Genomic DNA, 23,458 nt, shown 5'->3' with positions numbered 1-23,458 from the left:
AGAACCATGCCATGCTGGCGGGACTGAAATGAACACTGGCGGCCACAAGAGCTTCCTCGCATCGCACCGCGCCCTGGTAGTGTGCCTGCTGCTGGCGGCGGTGACGCTGGCGGTATTCTGGCCGGCGGTTCACCATGAGTTCATCAACTACGATGACCCGGATTACGTCACCGAAAACCCACACGTCCAAAGAGGTCTAACCCGAGAGGGACTAGCTTGGGCCTTCGGGCGTATCCACGGCGAGGGGACTTACTGGCATCCGTTAACCTGGGTTTCTCACATGCTGGACTGCCAGTTGTTCGGCCTGAGGCCGCAGGGTCACCATATGACCAGCGTGCTATTCCACACGGTCAATGCGGTGCTGGTTTTCTTGGTCTTCCGAAGCCTGACAGGCGCGTTTTGGCGGTGTGTGCTGTTAGCCACTTTATTTGCGCTTCATCCGCTGCAAGTTGACTCAGTGGCGTGGGTGACCGAACGCAAGAACCTGCTGAGCGCGTTCTTCTGGCTGCTGACCACCTGGGCTTACGCGCGCTATGCCGAGGGCGGGAGACTGCAGGCTGGAGGCTGGAGGCTGGAGGAAGCGGGAAGAATCCAGGAGTCCGGAGCCGACGCCACTCACCATGTCCGCCCTCCACAGTTCCGCGACGGAGAACGGGCACCACGTGCCACCCCTCCAGCCTCCAGCCTCCAGCCTCCAGCCTTCTATTGCCTGGCCCTGTTCTTCTTCGTGCTCGGACTGATGTGCAAGCCGGTGCTGGTAACGCTGCCCTTCGTATTGCTGCTGCTCGATTACTGGCCACTCCGGCGCCTACAACTCTCAACACTCGACCTTCGACTCTCAACTCTTCGGCCCCTGGTCCTGGAGAAGCTCCCATTCTTCGCGCTGGCAATCGCCTCGAGCCTGATCACGATCATAGCCCACCGCGGTGTGGGCACACTGGGATCTGTTGCCGGCCCACCTTGGGAAATGCGCATTGAGAACGCCCTGCTATCCTATGTTCGCTACCTGGGCAAGGCCTTGTGGCCGTCGCACCTTGCGGTCTTTTATCCCTATCCCACCGCCTGGCCGGCATGGGAAGCGGTCACCTGCGGGCTGCTGCTGATGGTCATCTGCGGCCTGGTTCTGAGCACGGCCCGGCGCTGTCCCTGGTTGTTCGTGGGCTGGTTTTGGTTTCTGGGGGTGCTGGTGCCGTTCATCGGGCTGGTTCAGGCGGGAGAACAAGCGATGGCGGATCGGTTCATGTACGTTCCGGTCATCGGGATCATCGTTGCGATCGTGTGGGGATCCCACAGTCTGCTGGGATGCGGCCGCACGCGGCAACCTGGATTGTTGATAGCCGGGTCCGCGGCAGTCGTCCTCTGCATGGTCGTAACACGCCAACAGCTTGGGTATTGGAAAACCAGTGAGACTCTGTTCCGGCATGCGATTGAGGTCACCAAGGATAATTACCTTGGCCATAAAGGCATTGGCGACGCGCTCATCACGCAGGGCCGGGTGGACGAGGCGATCGAGCAATACCAGGAAGCCCTCCGCCTGAAGCCCAATCGCGCCGAGTCCTACAACAACCTCGGCCTCGCGCTCCACCGCAAAGGCCGCGCCGACGATGCCATCAGCCAATATTACCAGGCCATTCGCCTGAAACCGGCTGACGCCACCGTCCGCAACAATCTCGCCATCGCCCTGGCCGGCAAAGGCCAGACTGACGAGGCGATCGGCCAATTTCAGGAGGCCCTCCGCCTGAAGCCGAACAGCGCGGAAGCACACAACAACCTTGGCCTCGCTCTCTACCGCAAAGGCCGCAACGACGAGGCGATCAGCCAATATCAGGAGGCGCTCCGCTTGAAACGGAACTACCCTTTCGCCTGCAACAACCTCGGCAGCGCCCTCCTCAAGAAGGGTCAGATTGACGAGGCGATCCGCCAGTTCCAGGAAGCCCTCCGGCTGAAGCCGGATTACGCTAACGCCCGGAACAACCTGTCCCGCGCACTGGGAATGAAGAACGCTCCGGCAGAGGCCGGTCCTGCTCGTCGTTAGCCTGGCGGAGAGGGGACAATGGCGATACCGCTCCTGGAATACGTGCCTTCCTGCCAAAGCGGCGTGGCGCTTCGCTTCCCGCCGCAGTCCAAGTTCTTGTTTTTCGGCTCCTTTGTATTCATGTCTCGGCTTTGCGTGAGACTAGAACCATGCCATGCTGGCGGGACTGAAATGAACACTGGCGGCCACAAGAGCTTCCTCGCATCGCACCGCGCCCTGGTAGTGTGCCTGCTGCTGGCGGCGGTGACGCTGGCGGTATTCTGGCCGGCGGTTCACCATGAGTTCATCAACTACGACGACAACTGTTACGTCGTTCAGAACTACCACGTGCAAGCTGGATTGACCTGGCCCGGCCTGGCCTGGGCCTTCGGCCGGCTCCACGGCGACGGCACTTATTGGCATCCGCTGACGTGGGTGTCGCACATGCTGGATTGCCAGCTCTTCGGGCTGAAGCCGGCCGGCCATCATCTGGTCAACCTGTTATGGCATGCCCTCAACAGCGTGCTGGTGTTCGTGATATTCCGGCGCCTGACCCGCGCGTTCTGGCGGAGCGCGCTGCTGGCCGCGCTGTTCGCGCTGCATCCTTTGCAGGTGGACACCGTCGCCTGGGTGGCCGAACGCAAGAACCTGCTGAGCGCGTTGTTCTGGCTGCTGACCATCTGGGCTTACGCGCGCTATGCCGAGGGCGGGAGACTGCAGGCTGGAGTCTGGAGGCTGGAGGAAGCGGGAAGAATCCAGGAGTCCGGAGCCGACGCCACTCACCATGTCCGCCCTCCACAGTTCCGCGACGGAGAACGGGCACCACGTGCCACCCCTCCAGCCTCCAGCCTCCAGCCTCCAGCCTTCTATTGCCTGGCCCTGTTCTTCTTCGTGCTCGGACTGATGTGCAAGCCGGTGCTGGTCACCCTGCCCTTCGTGCTCCTCCTTCTCGACTATTGGCCGCTGGCCCGGCTAATGCGGCACCGGGTAGCCACCGACGAGAGTCGGCGCGTTCACCCGGCAGGGCGGATGGCGCCGACTGACGTCGGCGGCTACGCCCTGTCAACGAGCCGCGGAAAGGATGAGGAACCACAATTTGCGGTCCTCCGTCGCCTGGTCCTGGAGAAGCTCCCCTTTTTCGTCCTGTCCGCCGCGTCGTGTTTCATTGCCGTCGCCGGCAACCGCGCGGTGGGGGCGATGCTGGACGCCGCGGCCGGGTTCCCCATCCAGATTCGTCTTCAAAACGCTCTCTTTTCCTACGCCAAGTATATTGGGAAATCCCTCTGGCCGGTTAACCTCGCCGTCTTCTATCCTTATCCGGAACAATTCCCCCTTTGGCGGGCAGTCGGCTGCGGCTTGCTGCTCGTGGTCATCTCCGGCCTTGCCCTGATCGCCGCCCGCCGCCGTCCACACCTGCTGGTCGGCTGGTTCTGGTTTGCCGGTGTGCTGGTGCCGTTCTCGGGGCTGATCCAGGCGGGCGAGCAGGCCATGGCCGACCGCTTCGCCTACGTGCCGTTGATGGGCTTGCTTCTGCTGGTGATCTGGACCGCGGAAGAACTCACCCGCGGCTGGCGCCGACGGCGCCTGTTCCTCATCACGGCGTCCGCCGCCGCGTTGGTCTGTTGCGCGGCGCTCTCCCGCCGGCAAATCGGTCATTGGCAGGACAGTGTGACCGTCTTCACCCACGCTCTTGCGGCCATGGGCGAGAGCGCCCGGGGCCACGCAAATCTGGGCATGGCCCTCGCCGACAAGGGAGAAACCGAGGCCGGCATCCAGCAACTCCTGGAGGCCATCCGACTGGACCCGGCGCATGCCGTCGCCCACATGGTTGTGGGGCATTCCCGCACCCGGCAGGGGCGGTTTGATGAAGCCATCGAGCATTACGAGGCCGCCTTGCGGCTCAAGCCGAACTTCCCCGAAGCCATCAACAACCTGGCCTGGCTGAGGGCCACTCACCCCGATCCCAAGTATCGCAACGGTGCCGCCGCCGTGGACCTGGCGGAGAGCGCGTGCCGCCTGACCGAGCGCCAGGAACCCCTGTTCCTTGGCACTCTGGCTGCTGCGTATGCCGAAGCGGGTCGGTTCGACGACGCGATCAAGACCGCCGAGCAAGCGCAGGCACTGGCCGCCGCCTTCGGTCGTGAAGAGCTCGCGGCCAGGAACCGGCAGTTGCTGGAGCTATATCGTGCCGGGAAGCCGTTTCATGAACCAGCGGCGCTCACCCGGTAGGGACGCCTCGCCGAGGCGTCCGTCCCGAGCCGCCGGCCGCGGGCGTTTCGGCGCAACGCCCTTGCCTCGCAACTTTGATTTGGCGCTGGTGTTATTCTCGCAGGACAGTATAGTACGCTTATGAAGCACGGTGAAAAAATGGTCATCGGCACGCTGGCCGGCCTGGCTTTCTGCCTGGCCGCCAACGCGGTTACCAGCGATTCGCCCGGCAACCCCTACCTGAGCATCGTCGAGCGCAACGTCTTTGCCCTCAAACCGCCCGCGCCGCCGCCCGACCCGGAAGCCAACAAGCCACCGCCTTCCAAAATCCTGCTTCAGGGAATCACCACCTTCGGCGGCGTCAAGCGCGTGCTGTTCAAGATGGCGCCGCCGGCCAAGCCCGGCGAGAAGCCCGCGGGCGATCAGTCCTATGTGCTGGCCGAGGGCCAACGAGACGGCGACATAGAAATCCTGGAGATCAACCCCGATGCGCGCACGGTGAAGGTCAACAACTCCGGCACGATCACCGACCTGAATTTCGAGGAGAATGGCATCAAGGCGCCTGCGGGCCCCGCTCCGGGGGCGGCGCCCACCCCGCCTGGGTTCGTGCCGTCGCCAGGCGCAAATCCGGTTGCGCCGGCCGGTGGCGCTTCGCCTTTTAACCGTCCCGTGCGTCTGCCGACTACGGCCAACACCATGACCGTGCCAACCCCGGCTGCTGCCGCACCCTCCTCGATGGGCGCCACACCCACCTACTTTTCCCCTGCCGGCGGTGCTCCCGCCTATGGTGGCAGGACGGCCAACCTGGCGGTCGGCGGTTTGTCTGTGCCGCTCACTGGCTCCGGTGCGGCCCAGTCCCAAACGCAGACTCAACCGGGCACTCGGTCCACATCCACAATACCCCCTGAGCAAAGGGCGGCTCTGATTGAGGCCTACCGGGAGAAGATGAGGCAGCAGGGGGTAACGTGGCCGCCCGAGGTACCACCCCTACCTCAGTAATTGCAGGCTGGGGAGTGCGGAACGCCAAGGGCGAGTCCAAACGCTTGTTTCCAGCAGCCGCCGCCAGTAGGATGCGGTGATTAGTCTTGAGCGGCTGAGGGTGCTTAAGCCTCTTCCTGGGCGTGTTGCGGAATCCGTTTGCAGAGTTGAAGGTGTGGCTCCGGACCAGGGTGCCTTGGCATTCTCACGAGTTTCTGATGACTCACCCTCACCCCGGTTGCTGCGACTTTTCAGCTGGGTTTGCCAAGCTTCTCACGCGCGCGTTGCAGCGCGTCACGCGCCTCGGCCCAGCCCGGCGCCAGGCGCAGCGCTTCGCTGAAGCTGGCGGCCGCTTGCTCGAACGCCCCGCGTTTCATCCATTCCAGGCCGAGGTAGTAATGGCTCTGGGGGATGGCCGGCTGGAGCCGCAGCCCTTCCGCGAAATTGCGCAGCGCATCGTCGGACTTGCCCTGGGCGCTCAGCGCCCGGCCCAGGTTGATGTAGGGACCGAACTCCTCCGGATCGAGGCGGGCGGCCTCCGCGCAATGCGCGATCGCACCGGCGTAATCGCCCAATTCCAGCAGCGCCAGCCCCAGGGCATTCTGCGCCTTGGCATAACCGGGCTTCAGCCGAACCGCCTTTCCCAGGCAGTTGGTGGCTTCCTGCGACCGCCCGCTCGCAATCAAGGCAATACCCAGGTTGAGGTTCGCGTCCACATGGTCCGGCTTGCGGCGCAACGCCGCCCGGTAGTGCTCGATGGCATCGCTGGTCCGGTTCGAGTGCTGGAATACGTAGCCCAGGTTGTAGCGGGCGATGAAACTGTCCGGGTAAATCGCCACGCAATGCCGCCACAGCGTCTCACCGTTCCGCCACACCCCAGCCTGCAGCCACGTCAGCCAACCGCATGCCGCCAGAATCACCCCCGCCATCACCCAGGTTATGGTGGCGCGGGGCCAGTGACAACAGGTAGCGCGGGCGTCCTCGCCTGCGAGTTCTGGCTGCGTCCCGCTGCCACGTAGGGCGCCCTCGCCGGGCGGGACGCCCGGCAAACCCGCAGGCGAGGACGCCCGCGCTACTTGGTCAGCGGCGCACCACACCAGCGCGATGAACAGCCCGATGAAAGGCACATAGGTATAACGATCGGCAATGGCCTGGTACCCCGCCTGGACAAGACCTATGGTAGGAACGAGCACGCCGAGGAAGAAAAGCCAGCCGACAATCAAGTAGGGCGCCGACCGCGCCCGCCGCACCACCCACACAGAAATCACCGCCAGCACCAGCACCGCTCCGGTCACTTGCCACCAAGCCCAGTGGTCCGGCATCGGATACAGCGCGACCAGGTCCGCCGGCCAGATCATTTTCCACAAATACCGCACGTAGGATACCGGCACATTGCCAAGTCGAAGGGTCCAGGGAACCGCTTCGGCTGAGAGAATGCTGCCGCCGGCCTTCACCCCCAGATAAGTGACCAGGCAGGAGGCCGCGCTCAGAGCGAAGAAAGGAAGCTTCTCCAGGAGGAGGGGCCGAAGAGTTGAGAGTTGAGCGTCGAGCGTTGAGAGTTGGAGGCGCCGGAGTGGCCAGTAATCGAGCAGCAGCAGCACGAAGGGCAGCGTCACCACCATCGGCTTGCTCATCAGGCCGAGGGTGAAGAAGAGGAGGGCGAGGCAATAGAAGGCTGCAGGCTGGAGGCTGGAGGCTGGAGCGGTGGCACGTGGTGCCCGTTCTCCGTCGCGGAACTGTGGAGGGCGCACGTGGTGAGTGGCGTCGGCTCCGGACTCCTGGATTCTTCCCGCTTCCTCCAGCCTCCAGACTTCAGCCTGCAGTCTCCCTCCCTCCGCATAGCGCGCGTAGGCCCACAGGGTTAACAGGAAGAAGAAGGCGCTCAGGACATCCTTGCGCTCGGCCACCCACGCCACCGACTCCACATGCAGCGGGTGCAGGGCGAAGAGCGCGGCGACCATCACGCTGCGCCAGAACGCCCCCGTCATCCGCTTCACCACCCCGAATAGCAGCAGCGTGTTGGCCACGTGGAACCCGAGGCTCACCAGATGATGCCAGCCCGCGTTCAAGCCGAACAGCTCGCAATCCAGCATGTGCGACCACCACGTCACCGGATGCCAATACTCGAACCACGAGGTCGTCAGCCCCCACCACAGTCCTTGTAGCGTCAGCCCGCTGAGCACGTGCGGGTTCTGGAGGATCATGGTGAACTCGTCGTAGTTGGTGAACTCAAACCCGGTGACCTGCCAGTACACCGCCAGCGTCGCCGCCGCCAGCAGCAGGCAGACCAGTTCCGTGCGGCGAGACGCTATAAAGTCTTTCAATCCACCAGCATTCATTTCAGCCGCGCCAGCATGGCATGGTTCGTGTCTCGCGCAAAGCCGAGATACGAATTCACACGAAGCCGAAGAGCGTGATTTTGGACTGCGGCGGGAATCGAAGCGCTTTGGCACAAAGACGCGGAATAGAACGTGGAGATTGCCAAGGCACGCAGGCGCAGATATCCCCTCCGGGAAACACCGTCAGGGGTGGCTCGGCAATGCCCACATGATTCCATTTGTTTTTCAGCGGCGCGATGAGGCGAAGGTTGGAACGGGCAGGCTGCGTGTCCGCCGGGGGCAGCGGTTGGCCGGGCCAAACATGACGCGCGCCGCTGGAAACAAAATGGATGGCGGTTGGTGGCGGTTCTATAGACAGGTCTACCAGGGGGAATTTTGCGGTCTGATTGCCCTGCGGCAGCGGTACAAAAGGAAAGCCGCCCTTGCGGGCGGCTTTCGTGATTAATTAAGAGTATTTGGCTTACTTGCGGCGACGGAAGATCATCATGGCCGCAATGCCGAGGCCCGCCAGAGCGAACGTGCTCGGCTCAGGAATAAACGCCGGCGCCAAGGTGATCCCACCGAACGTATTCCGAGTAATCGCCGCAGCCCCCGGAGGAGTTGCGAGCGGGTCGCCCGTCGCGGTCGTGAAGACGCCAGACATGCCGATCAGCGCGTTGCCGGCCAGAGCTTGCTCCAGAGCGAGGTCAAACGTGGTTGCCGCACCAGTCCAGCCCAGCGCGAAGTAGCTGGCACTGGCACCCCCGGCGACACCCTGGAGGGTGAACGTACCGCCGTTAAAAATGCCGTTACCAGTATTTACTAATACTGCGGACGGAGCACCAGAAGCACCGAGTCCACCAGCAAAGGGCGGATTTGCCGCCAGGAAGGCCGCCAGCGAGCTGAAGTTCGCGAACTGCTTGCCATCCGCACCCGCCGTGAACATCGGGGCCACCACTTCGCTGCCCTTCGGCGCGGCGAAGAGTTGAACGTAGCCCGTGCCTTTCGGCAGGGTGATGACGGTCGAGTTATCTTTACTCGTCCATTGCTTTACCAGCCCGGTTTGGTTACCGAAGCTGACTGTTCCCTGCGCGAAGAGCGATGTCGTCAGCGCGGTCAGGGCCAATATACCAAGTAGTTTCTTCATAGGTTATGTTTTTGTTTTTGTTGTGGGGTCTTTCTTAAATATGTTTTGGTTTGTTGGTTATGTTTGTTGAGGGTCAATGTTATGGGGCAACGGTGAACGTGCGGGTGAAGTTGTAGGTCGCGCCCGATCCGTTCAGATAAAACACCGCGTCGGCTGGGTTCAGCAGCGGGCCCGCCACGTTGTTGCCAGGGGCACCGCCGTTATCCCATGCGCCAGCCAGGTAGAGGAACTGAGCATTGTCCCAAGTCGCAGCCGACTTGTTCCAAGTGTAGATACTGTCGAAGTCGTTGCCGACATCCGCTCCCGGCCAATTCGCAGCAACGGGAACCTTATTAGCCAGAGGGAACAGACCATTAGGTGTGCTGTAGGGGATGGTCCCTTGCGGAACTTCGCCCACGAAGGTCAGCGTGCCGGTGGCATTGGGCAGGACGAAGAAGCCGATGCCATTGCTGATGGTGACGTTGTTGTCCCACGCCCCGCCCAGCCACAACGGGTTACTGTTGTCCCAAGTGGCCGCTGATTCGTTCCAGAAATACAGCGAGCTGAAGTCCTGGGAGCCGTCGCCATTGTCCATCTTGATGGTGTTGTTGATCCCGTAGTTGCCGTCAACCGGAGCCAACGGCAGCGACAGGAACGCTAACTTGCCAGCTTCCAGCGAGACGTTTACATAGCCAACGACGTTGGCTGAGTAAACGTTCTGCGCCACAGCCGAAGTAAGCATGGCCGCCAAGGCAGCCACACCGAGTAGTACTTTTGTTCTCATTTTTTCTATTATGTAGTTATGTGTTTACCGTGTGTGCGCTCACTATCACAAAAGAGCGGGCCCCTGTCAACAGTTTTCTAAACTTTTTTTGAACAATTTCAGGGTCATGAACTAGACCCTTTTTGCCGTTTCCAGGCCAATTACCGCTAATCCGGACCAGGCCATAACTGGCCTATTTCAAGCGCTTTTCGTGCCATTTGTCAAGGGCGAATGGGTACGCGAGGCAAGACGGGCGCACGACAGGTTTCTTCGGAGTTGGCGGCCGGCCTGTCATTAACACCCCGCTTCAGCGGTTCAGGGCGGTGGATAAACCGCTGAAGCGGTTCCAAGGCTGAGACCATCCCCCACACCCCGCTGAAGCGGGGTGTTAATGAGGGGGTGATTTCCTATTTAAGTAGAATGAAATCAGCATGTTACGCTGGATTCCATCTGACGGGGTGCCAATTGTGTACCTACGGTGTGTATCTGGTGTGGATACGGTTAGGATACGGAGGGAGGACGGCCACTGGATGGCCACTGGATGGCCACTAGACGGCCGGGAGACGGCCGGGGGGACGGCCAGCACCTGCCAACGGGCGGCCGGCTGGCTGGGAAATAACAGATGGCCTGGTGGGGCAGCCCCGGGCGGCTCAACAGGAGGCGAGGCAGCCGAGCCGTTCACGGAATGGCGGGTCACCGCGGAGGCGCAGGCGCGTTGGCGGGGCGTTGCGGCGCCATGGCCCTGGCTGGAATGGCATTGGTGCCCAGCTTGCCGCGGCGGACTTTCTGGGGCTTCGGGGCGAGGAGACTGCGGAATCCACGAGGGAAGGCGGGGGACTCCAGCCAGTCGGCCAACAGGTGCAGTTCGCTCCCTGTGAATCCCAGCTGCGAGTTGCGCAGAAAGCTGAGGCTGGCGGGCCCGTCCTGGATGACTTCAGTGCCCGAGTTGCCCAGGCTGGGCCCAACCTCGAGCAACAAGCCATAGGCGGCAGTGCTGGGCTGCATTTGCGGCAGGTAGAGCGCCAGCCGGGCGGTCTGGCCGAGATAGACCCAATGATTGACTTTGGCCGGAGTGATTTCCCAATCGTAGTAAACCAGGTTGGTTCGCGTGGTCAACTGGGCGAACAGCTCGGCTGGGGCGGGCGGGCTTTTTTCGGGCGGCTTCGGCCCGAGCCGGGCCAGCAGAAAATCCCCGCCGGAAGCGGTGTAGGCTTCCAGCATCGGCGAGAACATGGGGATGCCCGTCCAGCGAAGACACAGCGGTTCCTTGGCGAACTCGAGCGCCCCGAAGGCGTTATTGGTGACCCAGGGGTTGTATTCGGCCTGGATTTGGGGGCCAATGGCCCGAAGCAACGCGGCGGCGTTGGTCAGAGGCGCAGCGGCAAAGGAAGGCGTGGGCGCAGCGGTTGAGGCCCAGGCGCAAAACTGGTTGGGCGGTGATTCGATTTGGAATTTCTTTAGCCAGCTTAGCCCGGCAAGCCAGGATCGGACGCCCCGGATCGCGGCGAAGCTGACCAGGGGTTCGCGGATGAGGTTGGTGGGGATGTTCCACGGTTCGAGCTGGAGGTTAAGCGGCTGGGGGAATGTCAACTGGCCCGCCGTCCGCACGAAGCCGGCCTTTGCAGCCCAGGACGCGGCGACCCGCGGCCATGAGTCCGGCAGCTTCCAGCCCAGCGAGAGGGCGCTGGAGACCCGCCGCAGGTCAACGTCCACGTCAAGCCAGTTATTGGTCGCGGGCAGCCCGGGGGGTGCGGTGAGAACACGCTGGGCCAGTTCGGCCAGGAGGACGTTTGTTTCGCCCGCCAAGCCCAGCAGCGTCCAGTCGCCGGCGCGGGCCAGGTCGAGGCGCGAGGGGCGCGGCGGGGCGAGGGGCAGGCGCCACGCAAGGCGGCCGGCGGGGGCGGGAAGGGATTGCGCGTTGGTCATGGCTCCCAATACGGCGGTGAGGTTCGAGGACCAGAGTTCCGCGCGGGGGGCATCGAGCCGGACCGCCAGGGCCAATTCGGCGGATTGATTTGGCTGGTGCTGGATTTGCGCATAACACTCCTGCCGCAGCAGGTCATGCAGCAACGGGCGCAGCTTGCCGGCCAGTTGGTGGCTGGCAATGACGGGCTGATTGCTGATCACCACCTGGGTGGGGAGATTGGTGCCGGCCGGTGGGGAACCAGCCACCGTTAGTTGATTGCTGATCACCAGCAGGATGTTGGTGAATCCGGCGGGCTGCTCGCCGGTCAGCGCCAGCGCGAGCTTGTCCAGCGTCTGCGCTTCGAGTCTCTCGGCTCTGGGCAGCGCCCAGGCGTTGACCAGGTAATTGGTGCTCTTCCCGGTCACGATATGCTGCTTGCCCACCCAATGCACCCGGGCGATGGTCGCGGGCGGAGCTTTGGCAACCGAGGGGCGGGCTGCTTCTGAGGGGGACTTCTTGCAGCCGGCACCCGAAACAAGGAGGAGCGCGGCCAATGATCCCAAACCAAGACACTTCATTCGCATAGCGGGTGAGGTTCTACAAAAACGCCTCGCGTTGCGCAAGGGCAACTCGAGCCACGGATGGAGGATCATCACGGCGAGTGACAGAGTCGGAATCGGACCGGAGCGACGGACGGCCTCTCCCGTGGCTGAGCATTGCGCGCATATTTAAACATCGTCGCAGGCCACTCCCGAAGGGACGGCTGAAGGGTGAAGGCCTCCGTTCCCGTTCAGCCGTCCCTGCGGGACTGGGATTCATTGCGCGTCGGCCACCCAACGTTGAAACGTTGGGCTATGGTCATTCATCCCTTTGGGATTCACGGATGTGCGGCCTCAAGTTGTGGTTGATGCCCAGCCCTTGGGGAGAGGGAGGACCATTGGCCGCGCTGCGGCCAGTCAAGTCGTTCAGGCATTGCGAGCGACGGACGGGCCGGGCACCCTCTCCCCGGGGCGGCTCAAGAGCCGGCAAAGTAGCCCAGTTCCCGGAGGGACATGTAGTCTTTGGGCCGGTCCTGGGTGGCGCGGCCGAGGATGACGTGGTCGAGGACTTCGATCTTGAGCAGTTGGCCGGCCCGGATGAGGTCGCGGGTGACTTTGATGTCGGCTTCGGAGGGGGTGGCTTCGCCGGAGGGATGGTTGTGGAGCAGGACGATGGCGGCGGCGTTGGCGGCGATGGCGGCTTTGAAGACGTCGCGCGGGTGGACGAGGATGGTGTCGAGGGTGCCGTCGGAGATCTTCACGACGCTAATCAGGCGGCGGCGGGTGTTGAGCAGGAGGACATGGAAGGTCTCGACGGAGCGCAGGCGGGCATCCTCGCGCATGAGGTTGGCGACGGCTTCGGGGGTGTCCAGGACGGGGGCTTCGCGGCGGAGGTCGGCGGCCATCTGGCGGGCGAGGGCGAAGGCGGCGGCGAGGGTGACGGCCTTGTCGCGGCCGATGCCTTTGACGGTCTGCAGGTCTTCGAGCGAGGCGCGGGCGAGGGCCTGGAGCGAGCCGTGTTTGCTGAGCAGTTCTTTGCCGACGTCCACGGCGTTGGCGCCCTTGAGGCCAGTGCGCAGGAGAATGGCGACCAGCTCGGCGGGGCTGAGGGAGTCGGCGCCGAGGGCGGCGAGCCGCTCGCGGGGGCGTTCGCTGGCGGGTTGGTCCTTGATGCGTGAGCCGATCATGGGGGGGAGACTTTATGGCCGGCGGAGGAAAAGGCACGAAAAAAAGGAGGTTTATCACGGATATGCGGGGAACGCCAACGGCGTTCCAGTCCAGCAGCCCAGGGTTGCGCGAACGCGCTACCCTGGGTGGGACCGAGGAGACGAACAACCCTGCAAGAGTTGGATCGCCCCCGGGATCGCCTGTTCGGGGTCGAGAGGATGCAACCCTTTCAGGGCTGACGTCTCTCGCGCCGGAAATCCAGGGTAGCGCCTTCGCGCAACCCTGGGCTGATTGATCGAACGCCGTTGGCGTTCTGCCTCGCCCGTTGCTACTCCCCGGAATTCCGTCAAGAACCAAAAGGAAGTCGACAAAGCGTCCGCGGCCAGGACCGAGGAATGGGGTGGTGGAGTGATGCGGCGTGGCAGGAGACCGACACTCCTTCGCTTCATCATCCCCCGTTCCCGCCCTCAATTGAGCTGCAATACCCGGTAGAACCGCTGGCTTCCGGCGGCGTTGGTGTCGGTGCCGGAGAGCAGGGAATCCGAGGCGACGGTGTCGAGGCCCAGCGGCGTCCAGGCGGGGGCGCTGAGGTCGTCCTTGTACAGGAGGCGGTAGGTGCGGCCGGGGTAGGTGCTCCAGGTCAGGACCGGGGCGAGGTTGCTCAGCAGGCAGGAGGCGAACCTGGGCGGCGGGATGACCACGATTTTGAAGGCCCGGGCGGCAGCCAGCGGCGGCGTGCCGTTGTCGGTGACACGAATCGCGGCGTTGTTGGTCTGAGGCGTGGAGAGCTGCGGGGCGGTCCAGGAGAACACGCCATCGGCGGAGAGGGCGGCGCCGGCGGGGCCGGCGAGGAGGCTGAAGGTGAGGATGTCCGGCGGCAGGTCGGCGTCGGCGGCAGTGTTGGTGAAGGTGAGGAAGCCGCCGGCGTTGACAGTGCGGTTGGGGATGGCGGCGAGGATTGGGGCGGTGTTGGTGTAGGGGAAGATTTCAAGGCCGGAGCAGGCTGGCTCGAAGGCGGCGCCGCGGGAGAATTGCAGGGTGATGCGGCCCGCGCTATCGGCCGCCACGTTGAACTGGCGGGTGGTGGCGCGGAACTTGGCGCCGGCGGCGGCGAGGACGTCGAAGTTGGCGAGGACCTGGACGCCGTTGAGGGCGACGTTGAATTGGCGGTCGCCGGGGGCGGTCACGGAGGGAGAGATTTCGGCAAAGTGGAGGCGCGCCTTGTAGAGTTTGCCGGGCAGCAGCCCGGGCAGGATGGTGGTGAAACCGCGCCAGCGCTCGCTTTGATACACGGCCTGCGGGGCGGGATACGTGGCGGCGCTCAGGTCAATGGCGTTGGTGACGGCGCGGGTGCTGAGGGAAGAGGTGTAAGGGGCATCGGGGTTGAAACCGCCCACGGCCGGGCCGCCGCAGTTGAAGGAGTAGTTCGAGATGGAAGTCTCGAAGGCGGCGGTGAACAGGTTGTTGTCCTCGCTGCCTTCGGGGAAGCGGTTGATGTCGTCCACATGGGCGGTGACGGTGTGGGCGCCGGGCGTGGCGGGCCAGTAGCCGCCGTTGCTGCCGCCGCTGGCGGCGAGGTTGACCGAGGCGCCGGGCGCGAGCGGGCCGGTGTAGCCGCCCGACCAGAAGCCGCCGACGCCGTCCACATTGAAGCCGATGCCGATGGTCTCGCCATTGCCGGGGGCCGGGGCGCTGCCTTGGTTTTTGACGGTGGCGGTGAACAGGACGTTGTTGCCCGGGTAGAAGGCGGCGGGGGTCCAGGCGATGGCAGTGACGACAACGTCGGGCAAGGCGTTGGTGGGAGTGGCAACGGCCTGGTTGGAGTCGGTGCTTTCGCCGGCGTTGTTCACCGCGGAGACATAGTAGTAATAGGGCGTGCCGACGGCACAGGAGGTGTCGTAAAAGGGCGGTGCGGAGACGTTGCCGGCGATCACGGTATAGGCGCCGTCGCTGGTGGTAGAGCGCTTGACGTTGAAGCTGGCCGCGTTGGCGGGGGCGGTCCAGTTGAGGGTGATGTTTCCAGGGCCGGCCGCAGCGGTGAGTGCCGACGGCGCGGCCGGGGCCGCGGCGAACAGGCCGATGCCGACGGGCACTTCAACCGAGTTGTCGCTCTCCGCGACCGCGTTCACGGCGGTGACGACATAGTAGTTGGTGGCGCCATGCACCGGAGCGTCGTCGGTGAAGGCGGTCAGCGGCATGCCTTCGGTGAGATTCTGGCCGAGCAGGGTGTAAGGGCCGCCGCTGTTGGTGGCGCGCTTGACGGCATAGGCGACCGGCGTGAGCGGGGCGTTGGTCCAGGTGAGCAGCACGGCGCCGCCGGCGGCGGCGGCGGCAACGCCCGCGGGAGGCGACGGCCAGGTGGACGGGCCAGCCAGGTAGTTCCCGAACCAGCCGGCGATGGGTTCCAGGTCGAAGGAGGACCAGCCCGCGGGATCGCCATTCTGAAAGAGCGTGCAGCCGAGCACGCAGGAATCCTGGCTCATCTGGCGGTCGAACCAATTGAGCCAGCGCTCGTATTGCGCGGCGGTGCCGCGGGCCTGCCAGCCGGACGTGGCCGGCGTGCCGGATTGATCCACGCCGCCCTCGGTCAGGATGAGCGGCAGGTTCAGCAGGTCCGAGTAGCCTTGCTGGGCGAAGTAGGAGTAGAACTGCCGGTAGCGCAGGGAATACCAGTGTTCGACGCCGGCGTCCGTGGTGTATTGGATGGTGTAGGCGTGGTAGCTCCACGCGCCGCCCGCCGCTTGAGCCTGGCGCAAGGCGGGGACGAAGGGGTCAAGATCGGCAAGGCTGCCGGGGTTGCCGACGGCGATGCTGCCGACGCAGGGTTTGTAACCGGCGCTGACGATGAGCGGGGTGAGGTTGGTCCAGAACTGGTTGAACCAGTGCGAGGCGGCGCCGGCGGGGGAGGTCGGGTAGCCGAGGGTCGGAGTGTCGCCCTCGTTCGGGCCTTCCAGGTAGTCAATCAGGGCGCGGTCGGAGGCCGAGATGCTGTTGAGCGAGGGCTGGAGGACGGTCGTCCAGAAGTCCAGCGCGCTGGCGGTGGCGTCATTGGCGAGGGAGTAAGACTTGGGGGTGTAAACGCGCACGACGACTTTGCCGGCGGGCGCGCTGGCCTTGTAGTCGCGCATGGCCTGGACCATGCCCGAGGGGAAGCCGGAGTCCAGCGCCAGGACCTTGAGCACGCGCGGCTTGCCGGCGATAATGATCGAGGAACCCGGCGTGCAGGCGTTGATGAGATGAGCGCTGAGCTTGCTGCCGCTGAGGGATTGGGCGGGCGCGGGCAGGCACAATCCGCAAAGCAGGATGGCACACGCAAACCGTTCAAGACGCATCGAGCGCATTGAAGCAGGCTATATGGGGCCGGCATTGGCGGAAAGGAGATTCGACCCGCGCGAAGGGATGACAGGCTGCTTTCCGCCGCGCGATCAGGGAATGATGACGCGGAGGCAGGAACGCCGGAGGGAGAAGGATGCGGGCAAGTGGCCGATGAGTTCGCCATCGGCTTCCAGCGGGGCCGGGTTGGGGCTGGAGAGGGCAAGGGATTCGGCCTGAAACGACTTCACGGCCGAGGCCGGCAGCTTGTTGCGGAGCAGCAGGCCGGGACCACAGCGGGCCAGCGTGAACCAGTTTGCCCGCGGAAAGACGCATACCTCGAGCAGTCCGTCGCGCAGATCGGCGGTCGGGAATATTCTGTACGGCCCGCCGTAGAGACGCCCGTTGCCGATCAGCACCAGTTCGCCCGTGACGGAATGCCCGCCGCCGGCGGCAGTGATTTTGGGCTGGGCGCCGGCCAGGGCTTTGAGGCCAGCCACGACGTAAGCCAGGGGCCCGATCTTCTTCTTCAACTGCCATTGGACCAGTTCGATGGCGCGCGCGTCGAGCCCGGCGCCGGCCAACTGCGCGAAGCAGCGGCGCTGCCGGGTGCCGCTGGCACCGTGCTCCACGCAGGGCAGGTCAATGCGCGTTTCGCGTCCCTGGCGGACGGCGGCCCAGGCGGCCTCCAGCCGGGTCGGCAGGGCCAGTTCGCGGGCGAACACATTCACCGTGCCGAGCGGCAGCAGGCCCAGGCGGGCGCGCGTGAAGCCGTCCGGCGCGTCGCTCATGCCGTTGATCACTTCGTTGAGCGTGCCGTCGCCGCCGGCGGCGACGATGGTGTCGAAGCCTTCGCCGACGGCCTCAGCGGCCAGGCGGCGGGCGTCGCCGGCGGCAGCCGTCAGTTTGAGCGCGCATTCGCCGCCAATGGCATCGAGGTGGCGCCGGAAACGCCGGGCCTTTTCTCCGCGAGCAACCGGGTTGAAGATGACGCACGTCCGCACGCCCCATTGTTTGGGGGTGTCCGGGCCGGGAGTCGAGCAGAAAGGGGTCGCCGACCCGGTTATTACAACCGGTCTTGAAGTTGAGGCGCGTTTGCTCTAAACCATGCGGCAATGAGCGACTCGATTGCGCCGAAGCTGTCCAAGTGGCCCTTCTTGCTGGGGGACGCCCTGCTGCTGGGAATGGCCTTTTTCATCGCCTGGCAGTGCAACTTCGCGCTGGGGCGCTGGGAGATGGCGTTTGTGGTCCTGTGCGTGGCGGGCGGCGCGGTGCTGGGCATCGTGCCCTTCCTGATCGAATATGACGCGCTGATCAAAGTGACCGAGGCGAACGCGCTGACCAGCGTGGTTTCCCAACTGAAGGACCTGGAGGGCATCGCCGCCCAGATCAGCGGCGCCACCAGCCGATGGCAGGATGCGCAGGACGCCGCCGACAAGACCTCCCGGGCCGCCGGGGAGATCGCCGAGCGGCTGACCACCGAAGCGCGCGCGTTCACGGAGTTCATGCAGCGGGCCAACGACAGCGAGCGGGCGAACCTGCGGCTCGAGGTCGAGAAGTTGCGCCGCGCGGAGAGCGAGTGGCTGCAGGTGTTGGTGCGCGTGCTCGACCACGTGTATGCGCTGCACCTCGGCGCCGTCAGGTCCGGCCAGCCGAACCTGATCGAGCAATTGGGCAACTTCCAGAACGCCTGCCGGGACGCCGCGCGGCGCATCGGGCTGACCCCGTTCACGGCCAGCGAGTCGGAGCCGTTCGACGCCAGGCGCCATCAACGGGCCGGGAACGGCGCCCCGCCGCCCGCCGACGCCGTTATCGCCGAGACTCTCGCAACTGGATACACGTTCCAGGGCCAGCTCCTTCGACCCGCGCTGGTGCGCCTGCGCGGGGAGGCGGCGCCGGGCGCCCCGGGCACGCCCAACGTTCAGGACGGCCAACAGAGCAGCTTGCCGCTGGACGCGTCGGAGTCGAAATCGCCTTAGCGGGTGATTTCGCAAATCCACTGACGTATTGCCTGCCCAGAGCGCGGGTTCCAACCTGACCCGTATCGGTTAGCATCGTTTCACCGGGCAGGTGGGCTCAAGATATGGGCGGCAAGCAGGGTTTACCCGGCCACGCCCACCAACAGCCACCCCAACGATTGGCCCCATCCGTCCCCCACGCCTGAGGCACCCTGCCCCAGCGCCAAATACGGCGATGGGACGGTGCCAATCCGGCGGGGACACGGTGTGGTTCCCATGGGGGTCGGGCCCCATGGGATACACACGGGGCAATAACGGGTGTCACAGCGTTGCCTCACCGGGGTGGCTATGCGGTCCAGGAATAGAGGATTCTGCTGGAATCCTGCGGTAATCAGGCCAACTTCGCCTTGGAGGACCGTCAGGCTGGCTGGCTATTTCCTTACATTTTCCGCTTGCGAAGCGATGCGATAGCAGTATGATATCATAAAGATAGCACAATGCTACCTGGAAAAGAACAAACGAAAGGCAATACATGAATGCAGAAGTCACTTCGATTAATCGTGAACGAACGGTCAAGCTTCTCAGCGGGTGGGTGATGCTTCCCGTGGTGCTGCTGCTGATAATCGGCGGGCCGGCAGTGTTTATTTACTCGATCGCAGCGGGCGCGAACACTGTCGGGCATCCTTTGTGGGCGCTCTTTGCACTCGGGATATTGATGGAGATCGCCGGGATCATCTTCGCCGTGGGGCTTTTCACTCTGCAGCCGAACGAGGCACGGGTGTTGATCCTGTTCGGGGAATACAAGGGTACAGTTCGAGCCAGCGGTTTCTGGTGGGGGAACCCGTTTTACTCCAATGGCGGCCGCCAAAACGTGGCGGCACTGCAAGTGTCGGCGGGGGAAGGCAAGCTGGGCGGCGTGCCAGGGGGACGGCAGGGGGGAGCGCGCTCCGGGGCCGCCAAGGCGCCATCCCGGCACAAGATGTCGCTCCGGGCGCGCACACTGAACGGCGAACGGCTCAAGGTCAATGACAAGCGCGGCAATCCGGTCGAGATCGCCGCAATTGTGATCTGGCGGGTGCAGGACACCGCGCAGGCCGCGTTCGACGTGGATGATTACGAGAAGTATGTCGAGACGCAGAGCGAGTCCGCCTTGCGGCATCTGGCCAGCTGCTACAGCTACGATCATGGCGAGGACAACGAGACGACATTGCGGAGCGGCGTCGAGGAAGTTTCCCAGGCGCTGCGGAAGGAACTCCAGGAGCGGCTCGCCAAGGCGGGGGTGGTGGTTGAGGAGACCCGGCTGACCCACCTGGCGTACGCGCCGGAGATCGCGCAGGCGATGCTGCGCCGGCAGCAGGCCGAGGCGGTGATCGCGGCACGGCAGAAGATCGTCCAGGGCGCGGTAAGCATGGTGGACATGGCGTTGAAGGAACTGGCCGACAAGCACGTGGTGCAACTGGACGATGAGCGAAGGGCGGCCATGGTCAGCAACCTGATGGTGGTGCTGTGCGGCGAGTCCGAGGTGCATCCCGTGCTGAACACCGGCACCCTCTACACGTGATCCGGCATGGGCCAGCGCAAACCGTTTCTGCTGCGGATTGACCCGGCGCTTTGGGCCGAGCTGGAGGCCTGGGCACAGGCCGAGCTGCGCAGCGTCAACGGCCAGATCGAGTACCTGCTCCGGCAGGCCCTGCAGAAGCGCAAGCATTCCGCGAGCCGGCCGGCGAGCGCACCCTCGGCCGCGCCGCCGGAAGGCGGCGGAAGCGGGCCTGCGGGATAGGCGGCGCGTTCGGATCAAAGACCGGCGAGCGCCGATGCCGCGCAGCGACCGCGGCGCGCGACATTCAGGCGGCTGCGGCACCGCCGAGTTGCGCGCCCGGCGCCGGCCGGCGCTCGAGATGGGTGCTGGACACGAGCGCAGATTCGTGTTCTAAGGAACCCCGCTATGGCGAACAGTGGCACCTCCGCCGGTTCGGCGGCGCCGATTTCCCAGCCGGCCAGCGGCCCGACCTATCGCGGGCCGTTCGCGATCATGACCATCCTTTTCTTCATGTGGGGATTCATGACCGTGTTCAACGACATCCTCATCCCGCGGTTCAAGTCGGCCTTCGAGCTGAACTACTTCCAGGCGATGCTGGTGCAGTTCGCCTTCTTCGGGGCCTACTTCACCGGGGCGCTGTTCTATTTCCTGACCTCCGCCTTCACCGGCGACCCTATCGCGCGGATGGGCTACAAGAACGGCGTGGTGCTGGGCTTGCTGATCTCGGCGGGCGGCAGCGCGCTGTTCTGGCCGGCCGCCAGCGCCCGTGCCTATCCGTTGTTCCTGCTCGCGCTGTTTGTCGTGGGCATCGGCTTCGCCTTGCTGCAGATCGCCGCCAATCCTTACGTGACGATACTCGGCCCCGAGCGGACCGCTTCGAGCCGGTTGAACCTGGCGCAGGCGTTCAACTCGGTCGGCACCACCACCGGCCCGCTGATCGGCGGCTATCTCATCTTCAAGTATTTCGCCCGGACCGGCGCGCATGGGGCCGAGTCGGTCCGGATGCCTTACTTGTGGTTTTGCATCGTGTTCCTGCTGCTGGCGGCGGCGTTCTGGTTCATTCACCTGCCGCATGTGGGCGAGGGCAGGATCGAGCGCGGCGTCGGCGCGCTGAAGTATCCGCATGTGGTGCTCGGCGTGATGGCGATCTTCATGTATGTGGGTGGCGAAGTTGCGGTCGGCAGCGTGATCATCAACTTCCTCGGCCAACCAGGCATCGCCGGGCTGCCGGAACTGGAGGCGAGCAAGTATGTGTCGCTATACTGGGGCGGCATGCTGATCGGGCGGTTCATGGGCGCCGTTGAGCTGAGCGACATGCGGCCCCGCAACAAACAGCTTTGGCTGGCCGCATTGCCGCTGGCGGGCTTCCTCGTCCTGTGGGCCCTGCGCGGCTGGGCCGTGGTGCGGATGTACCTGCCGTTCCTCGCGCTGTGCTGGCTGCTGTTCCAGCTCGGCAAATCCCTGGCCGGCCGCACGCTGATGATGTTCTCGGCGATGGTCGTCGCGCTGTTGGCGACCGCCATCATCGGCGGCGGCAGACTCGCCATGTGGTGCGTAGTGGGGGTGGGTCTGTTTACCTCGATCGGCTGGTCCAACACCTTCGCGCTGGCGATCGAAGGCGTCGGCATTTACAAGAGCCAGGCCTCGTCGCTGCTGGTCATGGCCATTCTCGGCGGGGCCGTTTTGCCCCCCGTTCAGGGGCGCATCGCCGACGTTACCCAGAGCCTGCAATTCTCCTTCATCGTCCCGCTGATTGCCTATGCCTACGTGGCGTTTTACGGCTGGAAGGGGCATCGCATTGGCCGGAATGTCCAACCGGGTCAGGGGTAGCGCAGCACGCCCGCCAGGAGGCTCAAGCCTTGCGGAAAGTGGAGATTCGACAGGCCCGCGCCGGCGGGCAGCGGTCATTCTTGTTTGCCTGCCTTGGCGCGGGGCGCAGGGTCGCGCCAGCCGCCGAGCGGCAACACATTCGCGCGCCTGGCCCAGGCGTCCCATTGGGCGGAAAGCTCGGCGACCATCCCGGGTTGGCTGGAGGCCAGGTCGTGCATTTCGGTGCGATCCTTCTTCATGTTGTACAACTCCCACGGCTGGCCGGCCTTGGCGACGAGCTTCCATTTGCCCTGGCGCACCGCGCGGTTGTTTTCATGTTCCCAGAAGATGGGTCCCGGGCGTTTGAGCGATCGCCCCGCAAACGCCGGCCGAAGCGTCACCCCTTCGAGCGGCTGAATCTTCCGTCCGTTCAACTCGGTGGGATATACTGCCCCGGCCACATCAACGCAGGTCGCCATGATGTCAATCAGGTGGCCGGGTTGGGGCTCCAGTTCGCCCCGGCGTTTCCGGGGAATACCGGCCGGCCAATGCGCGATCAAAGGAGTGCTGATGCCGCCCTCATGCACCCAATGCTTGTATTCGCGGAAGGGCGTGTTGGAAACGTTGGCCCAATCCTGGCCATATCCAACATAAGTGTCCTCCGGTCCGGGCATCACGCCAGGGCCGCGCCGCAGCCAGCGGCCATCGCGGGTTTGCATCGGCGGCCAGGTCCGGTGCTGGAGCTCATCCGGCGCCATCGGCTTGCAGGCGGTGGTCGGCTGGTCGGTGGGCACAGTGCGGCCCATCAACTCGGCGCAACCGCCGTTGTCCTGCAGGAAGAAGATCAAGGTGTTATCAAGGCGCCCGGACTGTTTCAACTGGGCCACGATGCGGCCGATGCCCTGGTCCAGGCAATCCACCATCGCCGCGTAGACCTCCATGCAGCGGGCTTCCCAGGCCTTGTCCTCGACCTTGGACCAGTCTCCCGCCTGGGGCGCGAGGTCCCATTGTGGCTCCACCAGGCCCATCTTCCTGAGGCGTTCGAGACGCGTTTTGCGAATCGGCCCGTAGCCGCCATCGAATTTGCCTTGGTACTTGGCGATGTCCTTCTCCAGCGCGTGCATGGGCCAGTGGGCCGCCGTGTACGCGACATACATGAAGAAGGGCTTGCCGGGCGACTCCTGCTCATGCTGACCCAGCATCCGGACTGCGTTGTCGCTGATGGCGTCGGTGTAGTAGAACCTGGCCGGTTTGTATTCGGGATCGTTCTCCGGCGTGATGAAGGTATTCTGGCGGCAGAGGCCGGTCGGATCGTAAAAGCTGCCGCCGCCCCGGATGGTGCCGTAGAACTTGTCGAAGCCGCGCTGCACGGGCCAGCTGGATTTGTTGGGGGCATTGGCCCCGTCGAAGCGGGTGACATGCCACTTGCCGCACATATAGGTGCGATAACCTCCGCCACGCAGCACCTCGGCAATAGTGGCGCTCCGATGGTTGAGCTGACCCCGGTAACCCTCGTGGCCCGCGTCGCGCGTCATGTGGCCCACGCCGGCCTGGTGGGGATAAAGCCCCGTGAGCAACGAAGCGCGGGTGGGGCAGCACCGTCCCATGTTGTAGAATTGTGTGAATCGAACCCCGTCCCTGGCCAGTGAATCGAGATTCGGCGTCTGAATCTCGCCGCCGTAACACCCGATGTCCGAGAAGCCCATGTCGTCGGACATGATCAGCAGAATGTTGGGGCGCTCGGCGGCGGCCGCGACACCGGTCCAGAAGATCGCGAGCAGGGCGGCGATTGGGCTGAGCTCACCGGGAAGTCTCATAAG

Annotated in this window: 15 protein-coding genes; 7 read left to right on the top strand and 8 right to left on the bottom strand. The window is 64.4% G+C overall.

Annotated features, from left to right (window positions below; genetic code table 11):
- The first annotated feature begins 28 nt into the window (after positions 1–28).
- From P5205_13635 to P5205_13625, 3 genes are all read left to right on the top strand, one after another.
- The gene (locus P5205_13635; protein ID HSA11404.1) at positions 29–2,035 is read left to right on the top strand and encodes a tetratricopeptide repeat protein; all 2,007 of its coding nucleotides are present in this window, start codon (positions 29–31) and stop codon (positions 2,033–2,035) included.
- Between the two features lie 171 nt (positions 2,036–2,206).
- Positions 2,207–4,243 carry a tetratricopeptide repeat protein gene (locus P5205_13630; GenBank protein ID HSA11403.1) on the top strand — a complete coding sequence of 679 codons (2,037 nt, stop codon included), beginning with the start codon at positions 2,207–2,209 and terminating at the stop codon, positions 4,241–4,243.
- 120 nt (positions 4,244–4,363) lie between these two features.
- Positions 4,364–5,221, top strand: coding sequence for a hypothetical protein (locus tag P5205_13625; protein ID HSA11402.1), 858 nt, complete (start codon positions 4,364–4,366; stop codon positions 5,219–5,221).
- 230 nt (positions 5,222–5,451) lie between these two features.
- Here the strand turns inward: P5205_13625 and P5205_13620 are convergent, their stop codons facing one another.
- From P5205_13620 to P5205_13590, 7 genes are all read right to left on the bottom strand, one after another.
- Positions 5,452–7,524, bottom strand: a complete 2,073-nt coding sequence (locus P5205_13620) for a tetratricopeptide repeat protein (GenBank protein HSA11401.1) — start codon at positions 7,522–7,524, stop codon at positions 5,452–5,454.
- Between the two features lie 475 nt (positions 7,525–7,999).
- Positions 8,000–8,665 carry a PEP-CTERM sorting domain-containing protein gene (locus P5205_13615; GenBank protein ID HSA11400.1) on the bottom strand — a complete coding sequence of 222 codons (666 nt, stop codon included), beginning with the start codon at positions 8,663–8,665 and terminating at the stop codon, positions 8,000–8,002.
- Positions 8,666–8,744: 79 nt separating this feature from the next.
- Entirely contained in the window at positions 8,745–9,428 is a 684-nt protein-coding gene (locus P5205_13610) for a hypothetical protein (GenBank protein ID HSA11399.1), read from the bottom strand.
- Between the two features lie 672 nt (positions 9,429–10,100).
- A complete protein-coding gene (locus tag P5205_13605) occupies positions 10,101–11,897 on the bottom strand; it encodes a hypothetical protein (protein ID HSA11398.1) in 1,797 nt (598 codons plus the stop codon).
- A 431-nt stretch (positions 11,898–12,328) separates the two neighbouring features.
- Positions 12,329–13,039, bottom strand: a complete 711-nt coding sequence (gene radC / locus P5205_13600) for a DNA repair protein RadC (GenBank protein ID HSA11397.1) — start codon at positions 13,037–13,039, stop codon at positions 12,329–12,331.
- 447 nt (positions 13,040–13,486) lie between these two features.
- Positions 13,487–16,360 (bottom strand): malectin domain-containing carbohydrate-binding protein, encoded by a 2,874-nt coding sequence (locus P5205_13595; protein ID HSA11396.1) that lies wholly within the window; start codon positions 16,358–16,360, stop codon positions 13,487–13,489.
- 84 nt (positions 16,361–16,444) lie between these two features.
- A complete protein-coding gene (locus tag P5205_13590) occupies positions 16,445–17,335 on the bottom strand; it encodes a diacylglycerol kinase family lipid kinase (protein ID HSA11395.1) in 891 nt (296 codons plus the stop codon).
- A gap of 111 nt (positions 17,336–17,446) precedes the next feature.
- Here P5205_13590 and grpE point away from each other — a divergent pair, with 111 nt between their 5' ends.
- From grpE to P5205_13570, 4 genes are all read left to right on the top strand, one after another.
- Positions 17,447–18,310, top strand: a complete 864-nt coding sequence (gene grpE / locus P5205_13585) for a nucleotide exchange factor GrpE (GenBank protein HSA11394.1) — start codon at positions 17,447–17,449, stop codon at positions 18,308–18,310.
- A 511-nt stretch (positions 18,311–18,821) separates the two neighbouring features.
- Positions 18,822–19,850, top strand: coding sequence for an SPFH domain-containing protein (locus P5205_13580; protein ID HSA11393.1), 1,029 nt, complete (start codon positions 18,822–18,824; stop codon positions 19,848–19,850).
- Between the two features lie 6 nt (positions 19,851–19,856).
- Positions 19,857–20,069, top strand: a complete 213-nt coding sequence (locus P5205_13575) for a hypothetical protein (protein HSA11392.1) — start codon at positions 19,857–19,859, stop codon at positions 20,067–20,069.
- A 165-nt stretch (positions 20,070–20,234) separates the two neighbouring features.
- A complete protein-coding gene (locus P5205_13570; GenBank protein ID HSA11391.1) occupies positions 20,235–21,659 on the top strand; it encodes a sugar MFS transporter in 1,425 nt (474 codons plus the stop codon).
- Positions 21,660–21,733: 74 nt separating this feature from the next.
- Here P5205_13570 and P5205_13565 read toward each other — a convergent pair whose 3' ends face one another.
- On the bottom strand, positions 21,734–23,455 hold the full coding sequence (locus P5205_13565; protein HSA11390.1) for an arylsulfatase: 1,722 nt from the start codon (positions 23,453–23,455) through the stop codon (positions 21,734–21,736).
- Positions 23,456–23,458 lie beyond the last annotated feature (3 nt).

It is taken from the genome of Candidatus Paceibacterota bacterium (assembly GCA_035452965.1).
In the GTDB taxonomy this organism is placed as follows: Bacteria; Verrucomicrobiota; Verrucomicrobiia; order Limisphaerales; family UBA8199; genus UBA8199.
The sequence above is the reverse complement of the archived record's forward strand: the minus strand, read 5'-3'. Positions and strand labels throughout refer to the sequence as shown.